The sequence below is a fragment of the Streptomyces sp. NPDC091282 genome (assembly GCF_044757385.1).
Classification (GTDB): Bacteria; Actinomycetota; Actinomycetes; order Streptomycetales; family Streptomycetaceae; genus Streptomyces; species Streptomyces gramineus.
In genome coordinates this window covers 234,059-248,261 of record NZ_JBIVUX010000010.1, presented here as the reverse complement: position 1 = coordinate 248,261, position 14,203 = coordinate 234,059, and the positions used below count along the sequence as shown (strand labels likewise).

The following is a 14,203-nucleotide window of genomic DNA, read 5'->3' as shown; positions in this document are numbered from 1 at the left end:
TGTGCACAGGATCCCGCTCCCGCGCCCGCGCCGCCCGTCCGCGCGGCCGGGCACCTCCGAAAGGGCGGGCGTGCCGATCCGGTTCTAGTCTGGGACAGATACCGCCCCGGACGGTGCAGCGTTTCCCTCCGGGCTGGATCGGAGGACTGAGGCGCTATGAAGGACGTCGAGACCACGGCGCGCCCCGGACAGGCCGCCTCCGGCATTCCCGACGTGGACGTCACCCTGCACGTCAACGGCGACGTCTACCGCCTGCGGATCGACGCGCGGGTGACGCTCCTGGACGCGCTGCGGGACCATCTCGGCCTCACCGGCGCCAAGAAGGGATGCGACCAGGGCGCCTGCGGCGCCTGCACCGTCCTGTCCGAGGGACGGCGCATCCTCGCCTGCCTGGCGCTGGCCGCCCAGTACGACGGCCGGGAGATCACCACCGTCGAGGGGCTGTCCGACGGCGACGCGCCGCACCCGATGCAGACGGCGTTCGCCCGGCACGACGCCTTCCAGTGCGGCTACTGCACCCCGGGGCAGATCATGTCCGCCGTGGCCCTGATCGCCGAGGGCCGGGCCGGTGACGAGGCCGACGTGCGCGAGTTCATGAGCGGCAACATCTGCCGGTGCGGGGCGTATCCCGGGATCCGGGCGGCGATCCGCGAGGTCGCGTCGGAGGAACCCGATGCATCCCTTTGAGTACGAGCGCGCCGCCGCCGCGGACGAAGCGGTCATGACCGTCTCCCGCGACCGGCGGGCGTCCTACCTCGCCGGCGGGACCACCCAGCTGGACCTGATGAAGGACGGCGTCCTCAGTCCGCGCCGTCTGGTCGACGTCACGCGGCTGCCGCTGCGGGGCATCCGGCACACGGCCACGTCGGTGCACGTCGGAGCGCTGACCACGATGGAGGAACTCGCCGCCGACCCGGTCCTGACCGAACGGCTCCCCGTCGTCCGGGAGGCCCTGCTGCTCGGCGCGTCGCCGCAGCTGCGGAACATGGCCACCATCGGGGGGAACCTGCTCCAGCGCGCCCGGTGCCGCTACTTCAGGGACCCGGCGGTCGCCGCGTGCAACAAGCGGGACCCGGGCTCCGGGTGCGCCGCGATCACCGGAACGCAGCGCATGCACGCGATCCTCGGCACCAGCGCGCACTGCATCGCCCTGCACGCCTCCGACCTCGCCGTCCCGCTGATGGCGCTCGACGCCGTCGTCCGGGTGCTCGGCGCGGACGGACCGCGCCCGATCCCGCTGACGCGCTTCTACCTGCCGCCCGGGAGCACGCCCGACGTCGAGAACATCCTGACGCACGGCGAGCTGATCACCGAGATCGAGATCCCCCTCCTCCCCGAGGGGACCCGCTCCCACTACCTGAAGGTGCGCGACCGCGTCTCCTACGAGTTCGCCCTCACCTCCGCGGCCGTCGCCGTACGACTCGAAGGCGACATGATCACCGAGGCCCGGGTCGCGCTCGGCGGGGTGGGCACGATCCCCTGGCGGGCCTGGGACACGGAGACCCTGCTGCGCTGCTGCCGGGTGGACGCCGAGAACTTCAGGACGGCGGCGGAGGCGGCCGTGGAGGGCGCCGTGCCCCTGCCGGGCACGGCGTTCAAGGTCGAACTGGCCAAGCGCACGCTGATCCGCGCCCTCGAAACCGTCACGGGAGGCCCCCCATGACGACCCTCCAGACGCCCGCCTCGGTCGGAGCGGGCATCGACCGGGTGGACGCCCCGCTGAAGACCACCGGGACGGCGCACTACCCGAACGACTTCAGCTACCCGGGCCTGGTGCACGCCGCGCTGGTGGGCAGCACGATCGCGGCCGGACGCATCCGCGCCATCGACGCCTGTGCCGCACAGGCCGCCCCGGGCGTCCTCACGGTCATCACGTACCTGACGGCACCACGGCTGGAACGCGGACCCGTGACCCTGCTCGGGAAGTCCCCGCCGGCCCCCTTGCAGGACGACCGGATCCTGCACCACGGCCAGCACGTCGCCGTCGTCGTCGCGGACAGCCCGGAGCGGGCCCGGTACGCCGCCTCCCTGGTGCGCGTGACGTACGAGACCGCCGAACCGCTGCTCGACGTGCGGGACCCCCGCGCGGAGACCGTCGAGAACCCGTGGGGTCTGGACACCCGGCGCGGAGACCCGGACGCGGGCTTCGAGCAGGCCGACGCCGTGGTCGAAGGGGAGTACACCACCCCGGACAACACCAACAACCCGCTCGGCCTCATGACCACGATCGCCTCCTGGCACGGCGACTCCGTCACCATCCACGACTCGACGCAGTGGCCGCACAACGTCCGCACCTCGATCGCCCGGATCTTCGGTGTCCCGGAGAGCGGCGTCCGCGTCCTCGCGCCCTTCGTCGGCGGCGGCTTCGGGGCGGGACTGCGGGTCTGGCCGCACACCGTGCTGGCCGTACTGGCGGCCCGCGAGGTGAGGCACCCGGTGAAACTGGTGCTGACACGCCCGCAGATGTTCACCTCGGTCGGCCACCGCCCCGAAAGCGTCCAGCACATCAGGATCGGCGCCACCTCGGCAGGCGACCTGGTCGCCATCGAGCACCACGGCCTGTCGTCGGTGGCGATGGAGGACGACGACTACGAGCCGGTCTCCCTGTGCTCGGCGGTGTCCTACGCCTGCCCCAACGTCGTCACCCGCGACCGGCAGGCCCGGCTCAACATCCCCTGTCCCGGATCCATGCGCGCGCCCGCCGAGGCCCAGGGCAACTTCGCCCTGGAGTCAGCGATCGACGAACTGGCCCACACCCTCGGCATGGACCCGCTCGACCTGCGCCTGCGCAACATCGCCGACACCCATCCCGTCCTCGGCCTGCCGTGGTCGAGCAACGCCCTGCGGGAGTGCTACACCGAGGGCGCCGCCCGATTCGGCTGGTCCCGCCGCCCGCCCGGGACCGGCTCGCTGCGCGACGGCCGGTGGCTGGTCGGCCTCGGCATGGCGAGCGTGTCGTACCCCTTCTTCCAAGTGCCCTGCCAGGCACGGGCGTCGCTGCGCCGCGACGGATCGGCCTACGTGCGCAGCGCCGCCACCGACATCGGGACCGGCACCTACACGGTCATGACGCAGCTGGCGGCCGAACTCCTCGGCCTGGACATCGCGAAGGTCCGCTTCGATCTCGGCGACTCCGACATGCCCTACGCCCCGATGGCCGGCGGGTCAGGACTGACCGGGGCCCTTTCGAACGCCGTGCACACGGCGTGCCGCAACCTCGTCGCGGAGTTCCTCGACGTGGTGCGGGACGACGACGCCTCCCCGCTGCGCGGCGCCCGGCCCGACGACGTGACGGCGGCCGGAGGCCGGCTGCGTCTCACCGGCGATGCCGGTGCCGGTGAGTCCTACGCCGACATCCTCGCCCGCCACGGCCTGGAGGAACTCAGCGCGGACGGCCGCAGCACCCCGCCCGACGCGCGGCGGCTCGGCATGGCCGCCGCCGGTGCCTTCGGCGCCAAGTTCGTCGAGGTGCGCATCGACCCGCAGCTCGGGCTGCTGCGCGTCACGCGCGTCGTCTCCGCGATCGACGGCGGTCGCGTCCTCAACGAGAAGACCGCCACCAGCCAGATCGTCGGCGGCACCGTGGGAGGCATCAGCCAGGCGCTCTTCGAGGAGACCGTCACCGACGCCGTGACCGGACGCATCGCCAACGCGACGTTCGGCGACTACCTGATGCCGGTGAACGCGGACGTCCCGGATGTGGAGGTCGTCTTCTGCGGCGGCTCCGACCGGGCGACCGACACCGGCACCAAGGGCGTGGGCGAGGTCGGCCTGGTCGGGCTCGCCGCGGCCATCGGCAACGCCGTGCACCACGCGACGGGCCGCCGCCTGCGGTCGCTTCCGTTCACGATCGACCAGCTGATGGGCTGAGGCGGCGGGGCCCGGGACTCAGTCGGCCGGCCGGACCGAGGCTCGCGGGCCGGAGCGCCTCGTGCTCCAGTGGGCGAGCGGCATCAGGGCGGCCACCAGCGTCTCGCCGTCCGGGGCCAGCCGGTACTGGATCTGCACGGGCGTGCTCGGGATCACCGTGCGTTCGACCAGGCCCGCGCTCTCCAGCTCCTTGAGGCGCTGCGAGAGCAGCCGGTCCGAGATCCCCTCGATCATCGCCCGGTACTCGCCGAAGCGCCTCGCGCCCCGCCCGGCGGCCTGCAGCACGGAGCCCGTCCAGCGGCGGCCGATGAGTTCGAGTGTGTCCTCGAAACGCGGACAGGACTCGTCATGAATGGTGCTCACTTACGAAAGATTAGCTACTTACCGGACGCTCTGTCGAGCCGCGTCCCCGGCGCAGGGTGGACGCATGACCGACTACCTGCGCCCCCTCTCCTTCGGGCTGAGCCTCGATCCGGCCGCCGGGTCCTGGCCGCGGACCCGGCGGCTCGCGCTCACCGCGGAGCGCCTCGACCTCGACCACCTCGCCGTCCAGGACCACCCCTACCAGCCCGACCACCTGGACGCCTGGACGCTGATCTCGCACCTCTCGGCACTGACGGAACGCATCGGCTTCGTCACGGACGTCGCGGACCTGCAGCTCCGGCCGCCGGTGATGCTCGCGAAGGCGGCCGCCTCGCTGAGCGCGCTCACCGACGGACGGGTCCGGCTCGGTGTCGGCGGCGGTGGCATACCCGACGCCATCGCCTCCATGGGCGGCCCGGCACGCCGAGGCCCCGACATGGTGGCGTACGCCGAGGAGTCCCTGGCGCTGCTGCGCGCGGGCCTGAACGGCGAGGCCGTTCGCCACCACAGCCCCTACCACTCCATCGGCGGCTACCAGGCCGGACCGATGCCGCCGAGGCCGGTCGAACTGTGGCTCGGCGCCCAGAAGCGCCGCATGCTCGCCCTCACCGGGCGACACGCGGACGGCTGGATCTCGCCCCTCAACATCTATGTCACACCGCGGGAAGTGCCCTCCAGGCAGGAGATCATCGACGAGGCCGCCGCTGCCGCGGGCCGCGACCCGCGGACTGTGCGGCGCGTCTACAACGTGATCGGCGCGATCGGCGAGCGCACCGGCGCCCCCGGACTCGTCGGCGACGTCGAGCGCTGGACGGACACCCTCACGGAGTGGGCCGTCGACCTCGGATTCGACACCTTCGTCCTGTGGCCCGTGGCCGAACCGGAGCGCCAGGCCGCCGTGTTCGCCAGTGAGGTCGTCCCGGCGGTGCGCGAACGCGCCGAAGCCATCCGGAGCGCGTGGTGAAGAACCTCCTCGGTGCAGCGCCGGCCCGGCTCGCCGGCAAGATCGTCACACCCGGCGACGAGCGCTACCCGCGCCTGCGGTCGACGTACACGACGGTGGGCCGGCCGGCCGCGGTGGTCCTGCCCGAGTCCGCGGACGACATCGCGGCGGCCCTGCGGACCGCGCGGGAGGCAGGGCTCCGGGTGGCCGTCCGCAGCGGCGGCCACGGCCTTGCCGGCACCGGCACCAACGACGACGGGCTCGTCATCGACCTCAGCGCACTGCACCGGGTCGACGTCCTCGACCGCGGCGCCCGGCTGGTCCGCGTCGAGGCGGGCGCGCGCTGGGCCGGGGTGGCGCGGGCACTCGCCCCGCACGGCCTCGCCATCAGCTCCGGCGACCACGGCAACGTCGGCGTCGGAGGCATCGCCACCGGCGGCGGTGTCGGCTGGCTCGTGCGACGGTACGGCCTCACGATCGACCGCATCCGGGCCGTCGACGTGGTCCTCGCCGACGGAACGCTCGTGCGCGCCGACGCCGAGACCGATCCCGACCTGCTGTGGGTGATGCGCGGCGCGGGAGCCGGGGCCGGGATCGCGGTCGCCTTCGAGATCGAGGCGATGGAACTCGGCGCGGTCGGCTACGCACAGCTGGTCGCCGCCGTCGACCCGGCGGGGGAGACCCTGCGGCGCTGGGCGGACGTCAGCACCGGGGCCCCGCGCGAGCTGTCGACCTCGGTGGTGCTGGCGTCACAGGGCGCCACCGCCGCCGCGTTCATCACCGCCGTCGTGGCCTCCGACGACCAGAGGACCGTCCAGCAGGCCCTGGAGCCGCTGCTGGGGATCGGCGAAGTCGCCGTACAGCAGGCGGGGATGGTCCGCTACACCGACCTCGTGCCCACCGCCCACCTGCACACCAACGCGGCGCAGATGCCGTCGAGCACCACCAACGGACTGCTCACCGGCCTGTCCCGGGACGCGGCGCACGCCCTGGTGCGCGCCACGACGGCCGCGGACCCGGTTCTCGTGCAGCTGCGGTCGCTCGGCGGCGCGACCCACGATCCCGACCCCGCGGCCACGGCGTTCGCGCACCGCCACCAGAACGTCCTGGCCGTCGCCTCGGCGTTCCCGCCGTACGACCGGGACCGGCTCGCCACCGGCTGGGCGCACCTGGCTCCGTACGTCGACGGCGCCTACGTCAACTTCGAGTCCGGCCCCGGCCGCGCGACGTTCCGGCAGGCCTACCCGGGCCCGACCGGTGACCGCGTGCGCGACCTGTGGAAGCGCTACGACCCGGAGGGCGTCCTGCGCCCCCGTGCCGGGAGCTGAAGCACGCTCTCCTGCGCCGGCGGCCGGACGGCGGGCGGGAACGCGTCCGCCGTCCGGCACCGGCTCAGCCCGTCGGCGACCCGCCGGGCGTGTCCGCGACACCAGTCCTCAGCAGGGCCACCTCGTCGGAACCCAGGTAGCCGAGGGTGGTCCGGTCGAAGACCCACACGTGCCGGTCGCCGCCGGAGCCGAAGGCGAGTCCGATCCCTTCCCGATGCGCGGCGTCGTGCGCCCGCTGTACGAACGTCACGCCGGGAATCCGGGCCGCCGCGCGGTAGAGCGCCGCGTCCAGCTCGGGCAGGAGCGCCGCCGTCGGCAGCATCGCGCCGATGTGTTCGAGCGCGGCCTCCTCGTGCGTCGGCCCCTGACCCTCGGTCCGCTCCCATATCCGGGAGTACAGCTCCGCGGGAGCGGTGGGCAGCCGACGGAGTTCCCGGTACGTGACCGCGTCGGGGTTCGCGTCCAGCCGCATGTCCCGCGTCCCGCGTCCCGACGGCCCGGACAGCACGGTGATCCGGGCCAGGCCGGACCGGTCTCCGCCGGCGGCCTTCCACTCCGACCTGCGGAAGACGTCCTCGCCCTTGTCCATGATCTTCTGGACGCCCTGCACCTGGGTGAAGACGTACTGGTCGTCGCGGACGGGTGTGGTCCTCGCGGCCGCCGCGGCGGTGGCGATGCGGTCGAGCACGACCACCGCGGTCCGGTCCGTCCGCGGTTCGTCCGGACCTCGGCCGAGACCGCCCGTGGCGACCGCGCCGACGACGGCTGCCGCGACCGCGACGGGCAGCGCGCGCACCGCGAGGCGGCGCGAGCGGGGCCGCGGCCCGGCGGCCGGCACGCGGCCGATCTCCCGCAGCAGGCCCTCTTCGAGCCCGAGCATGCGGGCCGACGGCGGCCCGCTCACCTCCGGAGGGGGCAAGAGGGCTGCCAGTTCTGCACGTTCGGCGGAATTCATCCGTACTTCTCCTGCGACTGTGACTGTGCCGGCCGGGCCACCGCGGCCCCGCCCACCCCTTGCTGTCCGGTCAGGGGAAAAGATCTCGCTCCGGCGCTCCGGCGGACCCCTGAACGGTGCGCCAGCTCCTCCTGCGCCAGGCGGCGCAGACGCCCGCGCGCCCGGGAGAGCCGCGAACGCACCGTGCTCACGGGCACGTCGAGCGCCGCCGCCGCGTCCGCGTAGCTCAACTCGGACCACACGCACAGCGCGAACACCTCCCGCTCTCGCGGCCGGAGCCTGCCGAGCGCGGCACGGGCGGCGGCGAGCCGTTCGGCGTCCTCCGCACGCGCGACCAGGTTCTCGGAGAAGTCGTCCTCGGTGTCGTGCCGGGGCAGGCGTGCCAGTGCCGCGTCGTGCCGGCGCGCGGCCCGCCGTACGTTGCGCAGCACGTTGGTGGCGATGCCGAAGAGCCATGGGCGCAGGTCGTCCTCGGATCCCTCGGATCCCTCGGTGACCGGGAGGGCGTCGGCCGGCAGCAGTCGCTCCCGGAGCCGCCAGGCTTCGAGGAAGGTCAGGGACACGGCGTCCTCCGCCGAGCCGCTGTCGCCGGTCAGGCGGGCGGCATAGCGGTAGAGCGCGCAGCCATGCGCACGGAACAGCTGTGCGAAGGCATGTTGATCACCCGCTCTGATGCGGGTGCGAAGGGAGTCGTTCACGTCTGGCCCTGTCCGCACGCCATGGAGAGTTCCTATGGCGTGGGTCACAGTCGGGGAAGTGGGGGCCTTGCCAACGTAACAGACAGTGTGTTGGACAGTGTGTCCAGATGTGAGTGAGTGTGCCGCGGGGCCCGTGAGCGTCCTCACAGGGACGACGCTCCGCGAGCGGACAGTCCCCTGCGTGAGCCACGCATCCACTTTTTCCACCACCCCCGGCGCCCCGCGCGACCGGGTGCCCGCCGCGCGTTCCGGCCCTCTCCCCGAGCCCCGACACGGCGGCCCCCAGCCCTCAGGACCGGGCGCCGGGTCCCTCCTCCGCCAGGACATCCAGGGACTGCGGGGCGTGGCCGTGACGCTCGTCGTCCTCGCCCACGCCCGGATCCCGTTCCTCGCCGGCGGATACACCGGCGTCGACGCCTTCTTCGTCATCTCCGGATTCCTCATCACCTGCGGCCTCCTCCAGGAAGCCCGGACCACCGGCTCCCTGTCCCTGGGCCGCTTCTACGCCAGGCGGGCGCTGCGGATCCTCCCGTCGGCCACCCTGGTCGCCCTCGTGACCCTGGCCGGCTGCCGGTTCTTCGCCTCGAAGATCAGATACGGCGAGTTCCTGCACGACGCGGTGGCGAGCGCGCTGTACTGCGTCAACATCGACCTGGCGGCCTCCGGCACGGACTACCTGCGCGAGGGGGCCTCGCCGTCGCCGTTCCAGCACTACTGGTCGCTGTCCGTGGAGGAGCAGTTCTACCTCCTGTGGCCGGTGATCCTGCTGGCGGCCTTCAAGCTCGTGCGCCGGAGACGCCTGCGCGTGCTCCCGCTCGCGGCACTGTGCCTGCTCTCTTGCGTGCTCGCCGCCCGCGCGGTCGGAACGTCGCCGTCATGGGCGTACTTCGGCCCGCACACCCGGCTGTGGGAACTGGGCGCGGGCGGCCTGCTCGCCTTCGCCGCACCGGCGTGCGCGCGACTGCCGCGCGCGGCGGCCGAGATATGCACCTGGCTCGGACTCGGTGCCGTCGCCGCCGCCGCGCTGCTCTACGACGACAGCACACCGTTCCCCGGCCCGTACGCGCTGCTGCCCGTCGGCGGCGCCGTGCTGATCGTCGCGGGCGGCTGCGGAGCGAGTCGCCCGCTCGGCTCCCGGCTGCTCGCACTGCGCCCCGCGACCTGGACGGGCGGCCTCTCCTACGGCTGGTACCTCTGGCACTGGCCCTTCCTCGTGATCGGCCCCGCCGCCCTGACCCGTACGGCCACTCCGCAGCTCTCCCTCGGACTGGCCCTCGCCGCGCTGCTGCCGGCCTGGCTCACCCTGCGGCTGGTGGAGAACCCGATCAGGCACCACCGCTCGCTGCGCCGTCGTCCCGCCGCAGCCCTCGGTCTCGGCCTGGGCCTGACGGCCACCGTCGTCACCGCCTCGCTGGTCGCCGCGGCCTTCCCGCCTCCGGTCAGCTCGGCGGCCCGCGCCGTGCACCTGGAGCAGGCCCTCGCCACCGCCCGCGACCCCGAGGGCAGACTCACCGAGCTGCTGGGCGAGGCGGCCACCGCCCTGCCCCGCAATCTCTCCCCGGCACTCACGAAGATCAAGGACCAGCGCTCGGCCGTCTACCGGGACGCCTGTCACGTCGGGTACGCGGGCGACCGGTCACCGGCCTGCGAGTACGGCGCCGGGACCTCCGGCAGGGTCGTCGTCCTCTTCGGCGACTCGCACGCCGCCCAGTGGTTCCCCGCGCTGGAGGACCTCGGCAGGCGCCACGGCTGGCGGCTCGTCTCGCTCACCAAGTCGTCCTGCAAGACGAGCGAGGTGACGATCGTCGCCCAGAACCGGCCGTACCGGGCCTGCGACCGCTGGCGCGAGAACGCGCTCGCACGGATCGGGCACCTGCGGCCCTGGCTCGTGGTGACCTCCTCGTCCGAGGCCGCCAAGCCCGCGCACCCGCTGCGGGAACCGCTGCGCGACTGGCAGTCCGGGTACGAGCGCGTCTACCGGCGACTGGCCCGGGACGCCGACCACGTCCTGGCCCTCCTGGACACGCCCTGGCCACGGGTCGACGCCGTCGAATGCGCCGCCGGCCACCCGCTGGACCTGCCGGCCTGCGAACAGGACCAGCGGGATGCCGTGAAGGCCCCCCTCCTCAGGGAGGCGAGCCGCCGGGCGGCGCACCGGACGGGTGTCGCGCTGCTCGACCCGAAGCCGTGGCTGTGCCCCACGCGAGGACGCTGCCCGCTGGTGGTCGGCGACACGTTCGTCTACCGCGACGAGAGCCACCTGGCGGAGTCCTACGCGAAGGCGCTGACCCCGCTGTTCGCGGACGCGGTGGAATCCGCCGCGGGCCGGACCGGCCGGGACGGACCCGTGGCTCAGTAGACCGTGACGTCCCAGTGGTTGCCCTCGTCGCAGTACAGGTTGCCGGAGGCCGCCTGCCACTGGGGATAGCCGTCACCGCGGTAGCCGATGTAGGTGAAGCTGTTGTGCACGTAGCCGTCGAGACACGAGTTGTGCGCGAGGTCGACCTTGTAGCCGTTGTAGTGGCTGTAGGTACCGGAGGCGTGGCCGACCTCCGTGCCGCCGGTGATGTTGACGGCGCAGCCGCTGGCCCGCTTCAGCGTGACCATGGCGTCGACCGTGCCGGAGTTGATCTGGTCGAACGACGTGCACGTGGAGTTCGAGCGGGTGGTGCAGTTGCCGCTGGAGCTCCAGGTGATGCCCGCGGCGGAGAGTTTGGAGGCCGCGGCCGACTGGGTCATCTTGGTGCCGCTGGCCTGGGCGGCCGGAGCCGCGAGGGCGAGCGCGGCGGCGGTGAGCAGCGCGGGGACGGCGAGCAGGCGAGGACGGATGGACACGGAGCCTCCTGGTGGGGGAGAGGCGGACCTCTGGTGGGGGAGAGGCGGACCTGTTGACCTGGCGGCCCCCACGCTAGCGGGAAACGGCGGCGGGACAAGTAGGCCTCGCCGCCTCGTTCTTGGATCGCACGCGGCCCGTGCGGGACCCGTGGGCGGACGTACGGGGGATACGGTCGCGGCATGGCTGACGCGCGCTTGACCACCTCCTCGTTCCTCGTCCTGGGCATCATCGACAAGCTCGGGGAGGCCAGCGCCTACGACGTGAAGGTGGAAGCGGCCCGGACCGTCGCACCGTTCTGGTCGGTACCGCACGCGCAGGTCTACGCACAGTGCGAACGGCTCCGGGAGGGCGGCCTGTTGACGGAGGTCCGACGGGAGAGCGGGCGCAACCGCCGGGTCCTGGCGCTGACCGGGGAGGGCCGCACCGCGCTGCGGTCCTGGCTGGAGGACCCCGCCTTCGTGCCGGTGGAGGCACGCGAACGCGGCATCCTCAAGCTCTGGTTCGGCGGCCGCCCCGACGTGCTCGCGCCCACCCAGCTCGGCGAGCACGTCAAGACGCTCGACGAGTACGAGCAGTTGGCCGGGAGCGTCGGCGAACTGCTGACCCCCGGCCAGCGGGAGGCGCTGGAGTTCGGCATCCGCTACGAGCGCATGATGGTCGGCTTCTGGGAGTGGGTGCGCGACAGGGACGAACGCACGACGGAGCGTTGACCCCGGTGGCGGACACCTCTACCGTCGGTAACCCGCGATAGTCCACTCTGGACTATCGCGGATCCGCCGGACCGGTACCGCCCCCAGGGAGTCGCAGTGCGTCCACCAACGCCCGCCCGCCGGCGCCGTATCGCCGCGGCCGTCGTCACGGTCGTGTGCCTGGCCTACGCCCCGATCGCCGCGACCGAACTGTGGCCGTACGCCGTGCCCGGCGCACCGGCCCTCGGCGAGTGGCTGCTCGGCCGCGCCGTCTCGCCGCGCTACGTCACCGACGCGCTCGCCACCCGGATCGCCCCGTACCGGCACAGCCTGGTGCCGATGATCGTGCACTCGGTCCTCGGCGGCCTGCTGATGCTCCTCGGCCCCGCCCAGCTGTACACCGCCGCCCGCCGCCGCACCCGGGCCCACCGCGTCCTCGGTGTCGCCTTCGCGGTGACGGTGTACGCCTCGATGGCCGGCGCCGCGCTCTACCTCGCCCGCACCGCACCGCGGGACGCCTTCAGCGGCGCGGCGTTCTGGATCGTCCTCGCCACCATCCTCGTGGGCACCGTGCTCAGCGTGACCTTCGGCATCCTGGCCGCCGTGGCGGGACTGCCCGACCTGCACCAGCGCTGGATGTTCCTGTGCTACGGCTTCCTGCTGACCGCGCCGCTGCTGCGCCTCGAGTGGGGTGCCCTGCCGTGGCTGTGGCCCCAGTTGCCCATGACCGAGATCAACCGGGTGGCGATCATGCACCTCGGGTCCGTGGTGGCGTTCGGGGCGCTCCTGGCGTCCCGGGCCCGCGACCGGCGGCGCACCGTCGCCGGGCTGACCGGCTCCTGGGCACCGCTGCCGGTCCTCGTCCTCGCACATCTCGCCGCGGCGGCGGCACTCGCCTGGCTGGTCACCGCCTTCCTCGACTTCGGAGCGGCGGGACAGCGCCTGCTCGGCGGCTATCTGCTGCCCTACGCGGCGACGTACGCGGTCATGGCCGCCGGGGCGCGGCGGTCCGGCCGCACCGGCCGGACCTGGGCCCGCGAGGAGTGGCGCATCCACCTCACGGCCCTGTGCCTGGCCCCGGTGCTCTCCGCGGGCTCCGTCCTCGTGCTGCAACGCAGCCTGCAACTCGACCGGTTGACGGCACTGACCTCCGCAGTGGCCGTCGGCTGCGGCATGCTCGCCTTCGCCGCGACCGCCGTGACGAGCCTGCGCGTCCTGTACGCCCGCGAACTCCTCAGGCGCACCGCCCCGTCCACCGCACCGGCCGCCCCGCACCGGCCCGCGTCCACGGTCTGAGAGACGACACCGACCACGCCGTATCTCCACCCCGCTGAGCCCCGCGCACCCGGTGCGGCCGGCGTCCCACCGCACCGCCACGGAAGGAAACGCCATGCCGCACGCCACCGATCCGTCCGAGCCCGCCGACCGGACCACCCCGGTGCCGACCCCGCCGCCCGCCGCCAACGCCACCGGAGCGGGGCGGCCGCTCACCGCGGGACTCGCCCTGCTCGCCGTCGCCGTGGCCGTCGTCAACCTCCTGGTCGGCACGGTCCTCACAGGCGTCGCGCTCACCGGGCACGCCTTCGGCGCCTGGCCCTCACCCCGGTCCCTGAGCCAGGGCCTGATCGGCGCGGCCATGCTCGGTACCGCGCCCGCCCTGTTCACCGTGGGCCGCGCCCGCACCTGGCAGGACACCCGCACCCTGCTCGTCCCCACCGCCGTCGTGCTGCTCGGCCTGTTCACCGTCAGCGTCCTGAACGCCGGACGCCTCTACGTCGCCGTGGGCGGACCCGTCCTCTCGGTGTTCTTCAGCATCGGCTGGCTCCTCGTGCTCGGCGTGCTGTGCGCGTGGACGGTGACCGCCCTGTCCTGGCAGCGCCTCACCCCGGCAGGCCCCGCAGCCGGGCGCGGACTCCCGCTGCCCGCCTGGTCGAAGCCCGCGCTCGCGGTGCTCGGATCCTCATGGCTCGGCATCGGCACCGGCCTGCTGCTGCGGCCCGCCTTCTGGTCGGCCTTCGTCCCCTGGCGCACCGGACGCCTCGACGCCCAGGCCCTCGGCGTGTGGGCGCTCGCCCTCGGCGTCGGCGTGCTCGCCGCGCTGGCGGAGGACGACCTCCACCGCACCCGTCCCGCCCTGCTCGCCCTGACCGGCACCGCCGCCGCCATGGCCGTGGTGCTCGCCGTGCGCGGCGCCGACGTCGACTGGGCCTCGGGGCCCGGCACCGGCCTCGCCGTCATGACCGCGGGCCTGCTCACCGCGGGGACGAGCGGCCGGCTGCTGCTCGCCGCACAGGCCCGCGGCACCTCCGCGACACCGCCGGCCGCACCGGGCCCGCTCCCGCGGTGAACCCGTCCCGCGCCTCGCCCGAACCCCGCTGAGCCCGTCCTGATTCCCGCCCGCAGCGGCCGGCCAAACCCGCCCGCCCCCGACGGGTTTGACCGCCCCGGGCCTGCCCGAAAGTGTGAACGTCCCGGTCGGACGGCGTGTCGCAGTGTTCGGGCCCGGCACGCTTCGACTCCC

General features: G+C 73.6%; 13 protein-coding genes. 9 read left to right on the top strand and 4 right to left on the bottom strand.

Going from position 1 to position 14,203, the window contains the following annotated elements; translation table 11 throughout:
- Positions 1-156 precede the first annotated feature (156 nt).
- From ACIQOE_RS36455 to ACIQOE_RS36445, 3 genes are read left to right on the top strand one after another with little or no spacing between them, the layout of a single operon-like run.
- Entirely contained in the window at positions 157-687 is a 531-nt protein-coding gene (locus ACIQOE_RS36455; RefSeq protein ID WP_351324593.1) for a (2Fe-2S)-binding protein, read from the top strand.
- Positions 674-1,663 carry an FAD binding domain-containing protein gene (locus ACIQOE_RS36450; RefSeq protein ID WP_401416209.1) on the top strand — a complete coding sequence of 330 codons (990 nt, stop codon included), beginning with the start codon at positions 674-676 and terminating at the stop codon, positions 1,661-1,663. The genes ACIQOE_RS36455 and ACIQOE_RS36450 overlap by 14 nt, the downstream gene beginning before the upstream one ends.
- Entirely contained in the window at positions 1,660-3,870 is a 2,211-nt protein-coding gene (locus tag ACIQOE_RS36445) for a xanthine dehydrogenase family protein molybdopterin-binding subunit (protein ID WP_401416207.1), read from the top strand. Before ACIQOE_RS36450 ends, ACIQOE_RS36445 begins: the two co-directional genes overlap by 4 nt.
- Before the next feature lie 18 nt (positions 3,871-3,888).
- Here the strand turns inward: ACIQOE_RS36445 and ACIQOE_RS36440 are convergent, their stop codons facing one another.
- Positions 3,889-4,233 (bottom strand): helix-turn-helix domain-containing protein, encoded by a 345-nt coding sequence (locus ACIQOE_RS36440; protein WP_351324588.1) that lies wholly within the window; start codon positions 4,231-4,233, stop codon positions 3,889-3,891.
- A gap of 64 nt (positions 4,234-4,297) precedes the next feature.
- On the opposite strand from ACIQOE_RS36440, the gene ACIQOE_RS36435 reads away from it, so the two are divergent.
- Both ACIQOE_RS36435 and ACIQOE_RS36430 read left to right on the top strand, forming a co-directional pair.
- Positions 4,298-5,197, top strand: coding sequence for an LLM class flavin-dependent oxidoreductase (locus tag ACIQOE_RS36435; RefSeq protein ID WP_401416205.1), 900 nt, complete (start codon positions 4,298-4,300; stop codon positions 5,195-5,197).
- Entirely contained in the window at positions 5,191-6,504 is a 1,314-nt protein-coding gene (locus ACIQOE_RS36430; protein ID WP_401416203.1) for an FAD-binding oxidoreductase, read from the top strand. Before ACIQOE_RS36435 ends, ACIQOE_RS36430 begins: the two co-directional genes overlap by 7 nt.
- Before the next feature lie 64 nt (positions 6,505-6,568).
- Here ACIQOE_RS36430 and ACIQOE_RS36425 read toward each other — a convergent pair whose 3' ends face one another.
- Both ACIQOE_RS36425 and ACIQOE_RS36420 read right to left on the bottom strand, forming a co-directional pair.
- Positions 6,569-7,408 carry a CU044_5270 family protein gene (locus tag ACIQOE_RS36425; RefSeq protein WP_365572575.1) on the bottom strand — a complete coding sequence of 280 codons (840 nt, stop codon included), beginning with the start codon at positions 7,406-7,408 and terminating at the stop codon, positions 6,569-6,571.
- Between the two features lie 47 nt (positions 7,409-7,455).
- Complete coding sequence (locus tag ACIQOE_RS36420; protein WP_365556227.1) at positions 7,456-8,157, bottom strand: RNA polymerase sigma factor; 702 nt, start codon at positions 8,155-8,157, stop codon at positions 7,456-7,458.
- Between the two features lie 181 nt (positions 8,158-8,338).
- On the opposite strand from ACIQOE_RS36420, the gene ACIQOE_RS36415 reads away from it, so the two are divergent.
- Complete coding sequence (locus ACIQOE_RS36415) at positions 8,339-10,516, top strand: acyltransferase family protein (protein WP_401416201.1); 2,178 nt, start codon at positions 8,339-8,341, stop codon at positions 10,514-10,516.
- Here the strand turns inward: ACIQOE_RS36415 and ACIQOE_RS36410 are convergent.
- A complete protein-coding gene (locus tag ACIQOE_RS36410) occupies positions 10,510-10,992 on the bottom strand; it encodes a hypothetical protein (protein WP_390632823.1) in 483 nt (160 codons plus the stop codon). The genes ACIQOE_RS36415 and ACIQOE_RS36410 overlap by 7 nt on opposite strands.
- 180 nt (positions 10,993-11,172) lie before the next feature.
- Here ACIQOE_RS36410 and ACIQOE_RS36405 point away from each other — a divergent pair, with 180 nt between their 5' ends.
- From ACIQOE_RS36405 to ACIQOE_RS36395, 3 genes are all read left to right on the top strand, one after another.
- The gene (locus ACIQOE_RS36405; protein ID WP_351324579.1) at positions 11,173-11,703 is read left to right on the top strand and encodes a PadR family transcriptional regulator; all 531 of its coding nucleotides are present in this window, start codon (positions 11,173-11,175) and stop codon (positions 11,701-11,703) included.
- Between the two features lie 96 nt (positions 11,704-11,799).
- Positions 11,800-12,978: a DUF2306 domain-containing protein gene (locus tag ACIQOE_RS36400; RefSeq protein WP_365556223.1), complete on the top strand. Its 1,179-nt coding sequence runs from the start codon at positions 11,800-11,802 to the stop codon at positions 12,976-12,978.
- Between the two features lie 94 nt (positions 12,979-13,072).
- A complete protein-coding gene (locus tag ACIQOE_RS36395) occupies positions 13,073-14,029 on the top strand; it encodes a hypothetical protein (protein ID WP_365572584.1) in 957 nt (318 codons plus the stop codon).
- Positions 14,030-14,203: the final 174 nt, after the last annotated feature.

Excerpts from the sequence above, each read along its gene's own strand:
- ACIQOE_RS36455 (WP_351324593.1), top strand. The coding sequence starts at position 157 with ATGAAGGACGTCGAGACCACGGCGCGCCCCGGACAGGCCGCCTCCGGC.
- ACIQOE_RS36445 (WP_401416207.1), top strand. The coding sequence starts at position 1,660 with ATGACGACCCTCCAGACGCCCGCCTCGGTCGGAGCGGGCATCGACCGG.
- ACIQOE_RS36450 (WP_401416209.1), top strand. The coding sequence starts at position 674 with ATGCATCCCTTTGAGTACGAGCGCGCCGCCGCCGCGGACGAAGCGGTC.
- ACIQOE_RS36405 (WP_351324579.1), top strand. The coding sequence starts at position 11,173 with ATGGCTGACGCGCGCTTGACCACCTCCTCGTTCCTCGTCCTGGGCATC.
- ACIQOE_RS36435 (WP_401416205.1), top strand. The coding sequence starts at position 4,298 with ATGACCGACTACCTGCGCCCCCTCTCCTTCGGGCTGAGCCTCGATCCG.
- ACIQOE_RS36395 (WP_365572584.1), top strand. The coding sequence starts at position 13,073 with ATGCCGCACGCCACCGATCCGTCCGAGCCCGCCGACCGGACCACCCCG.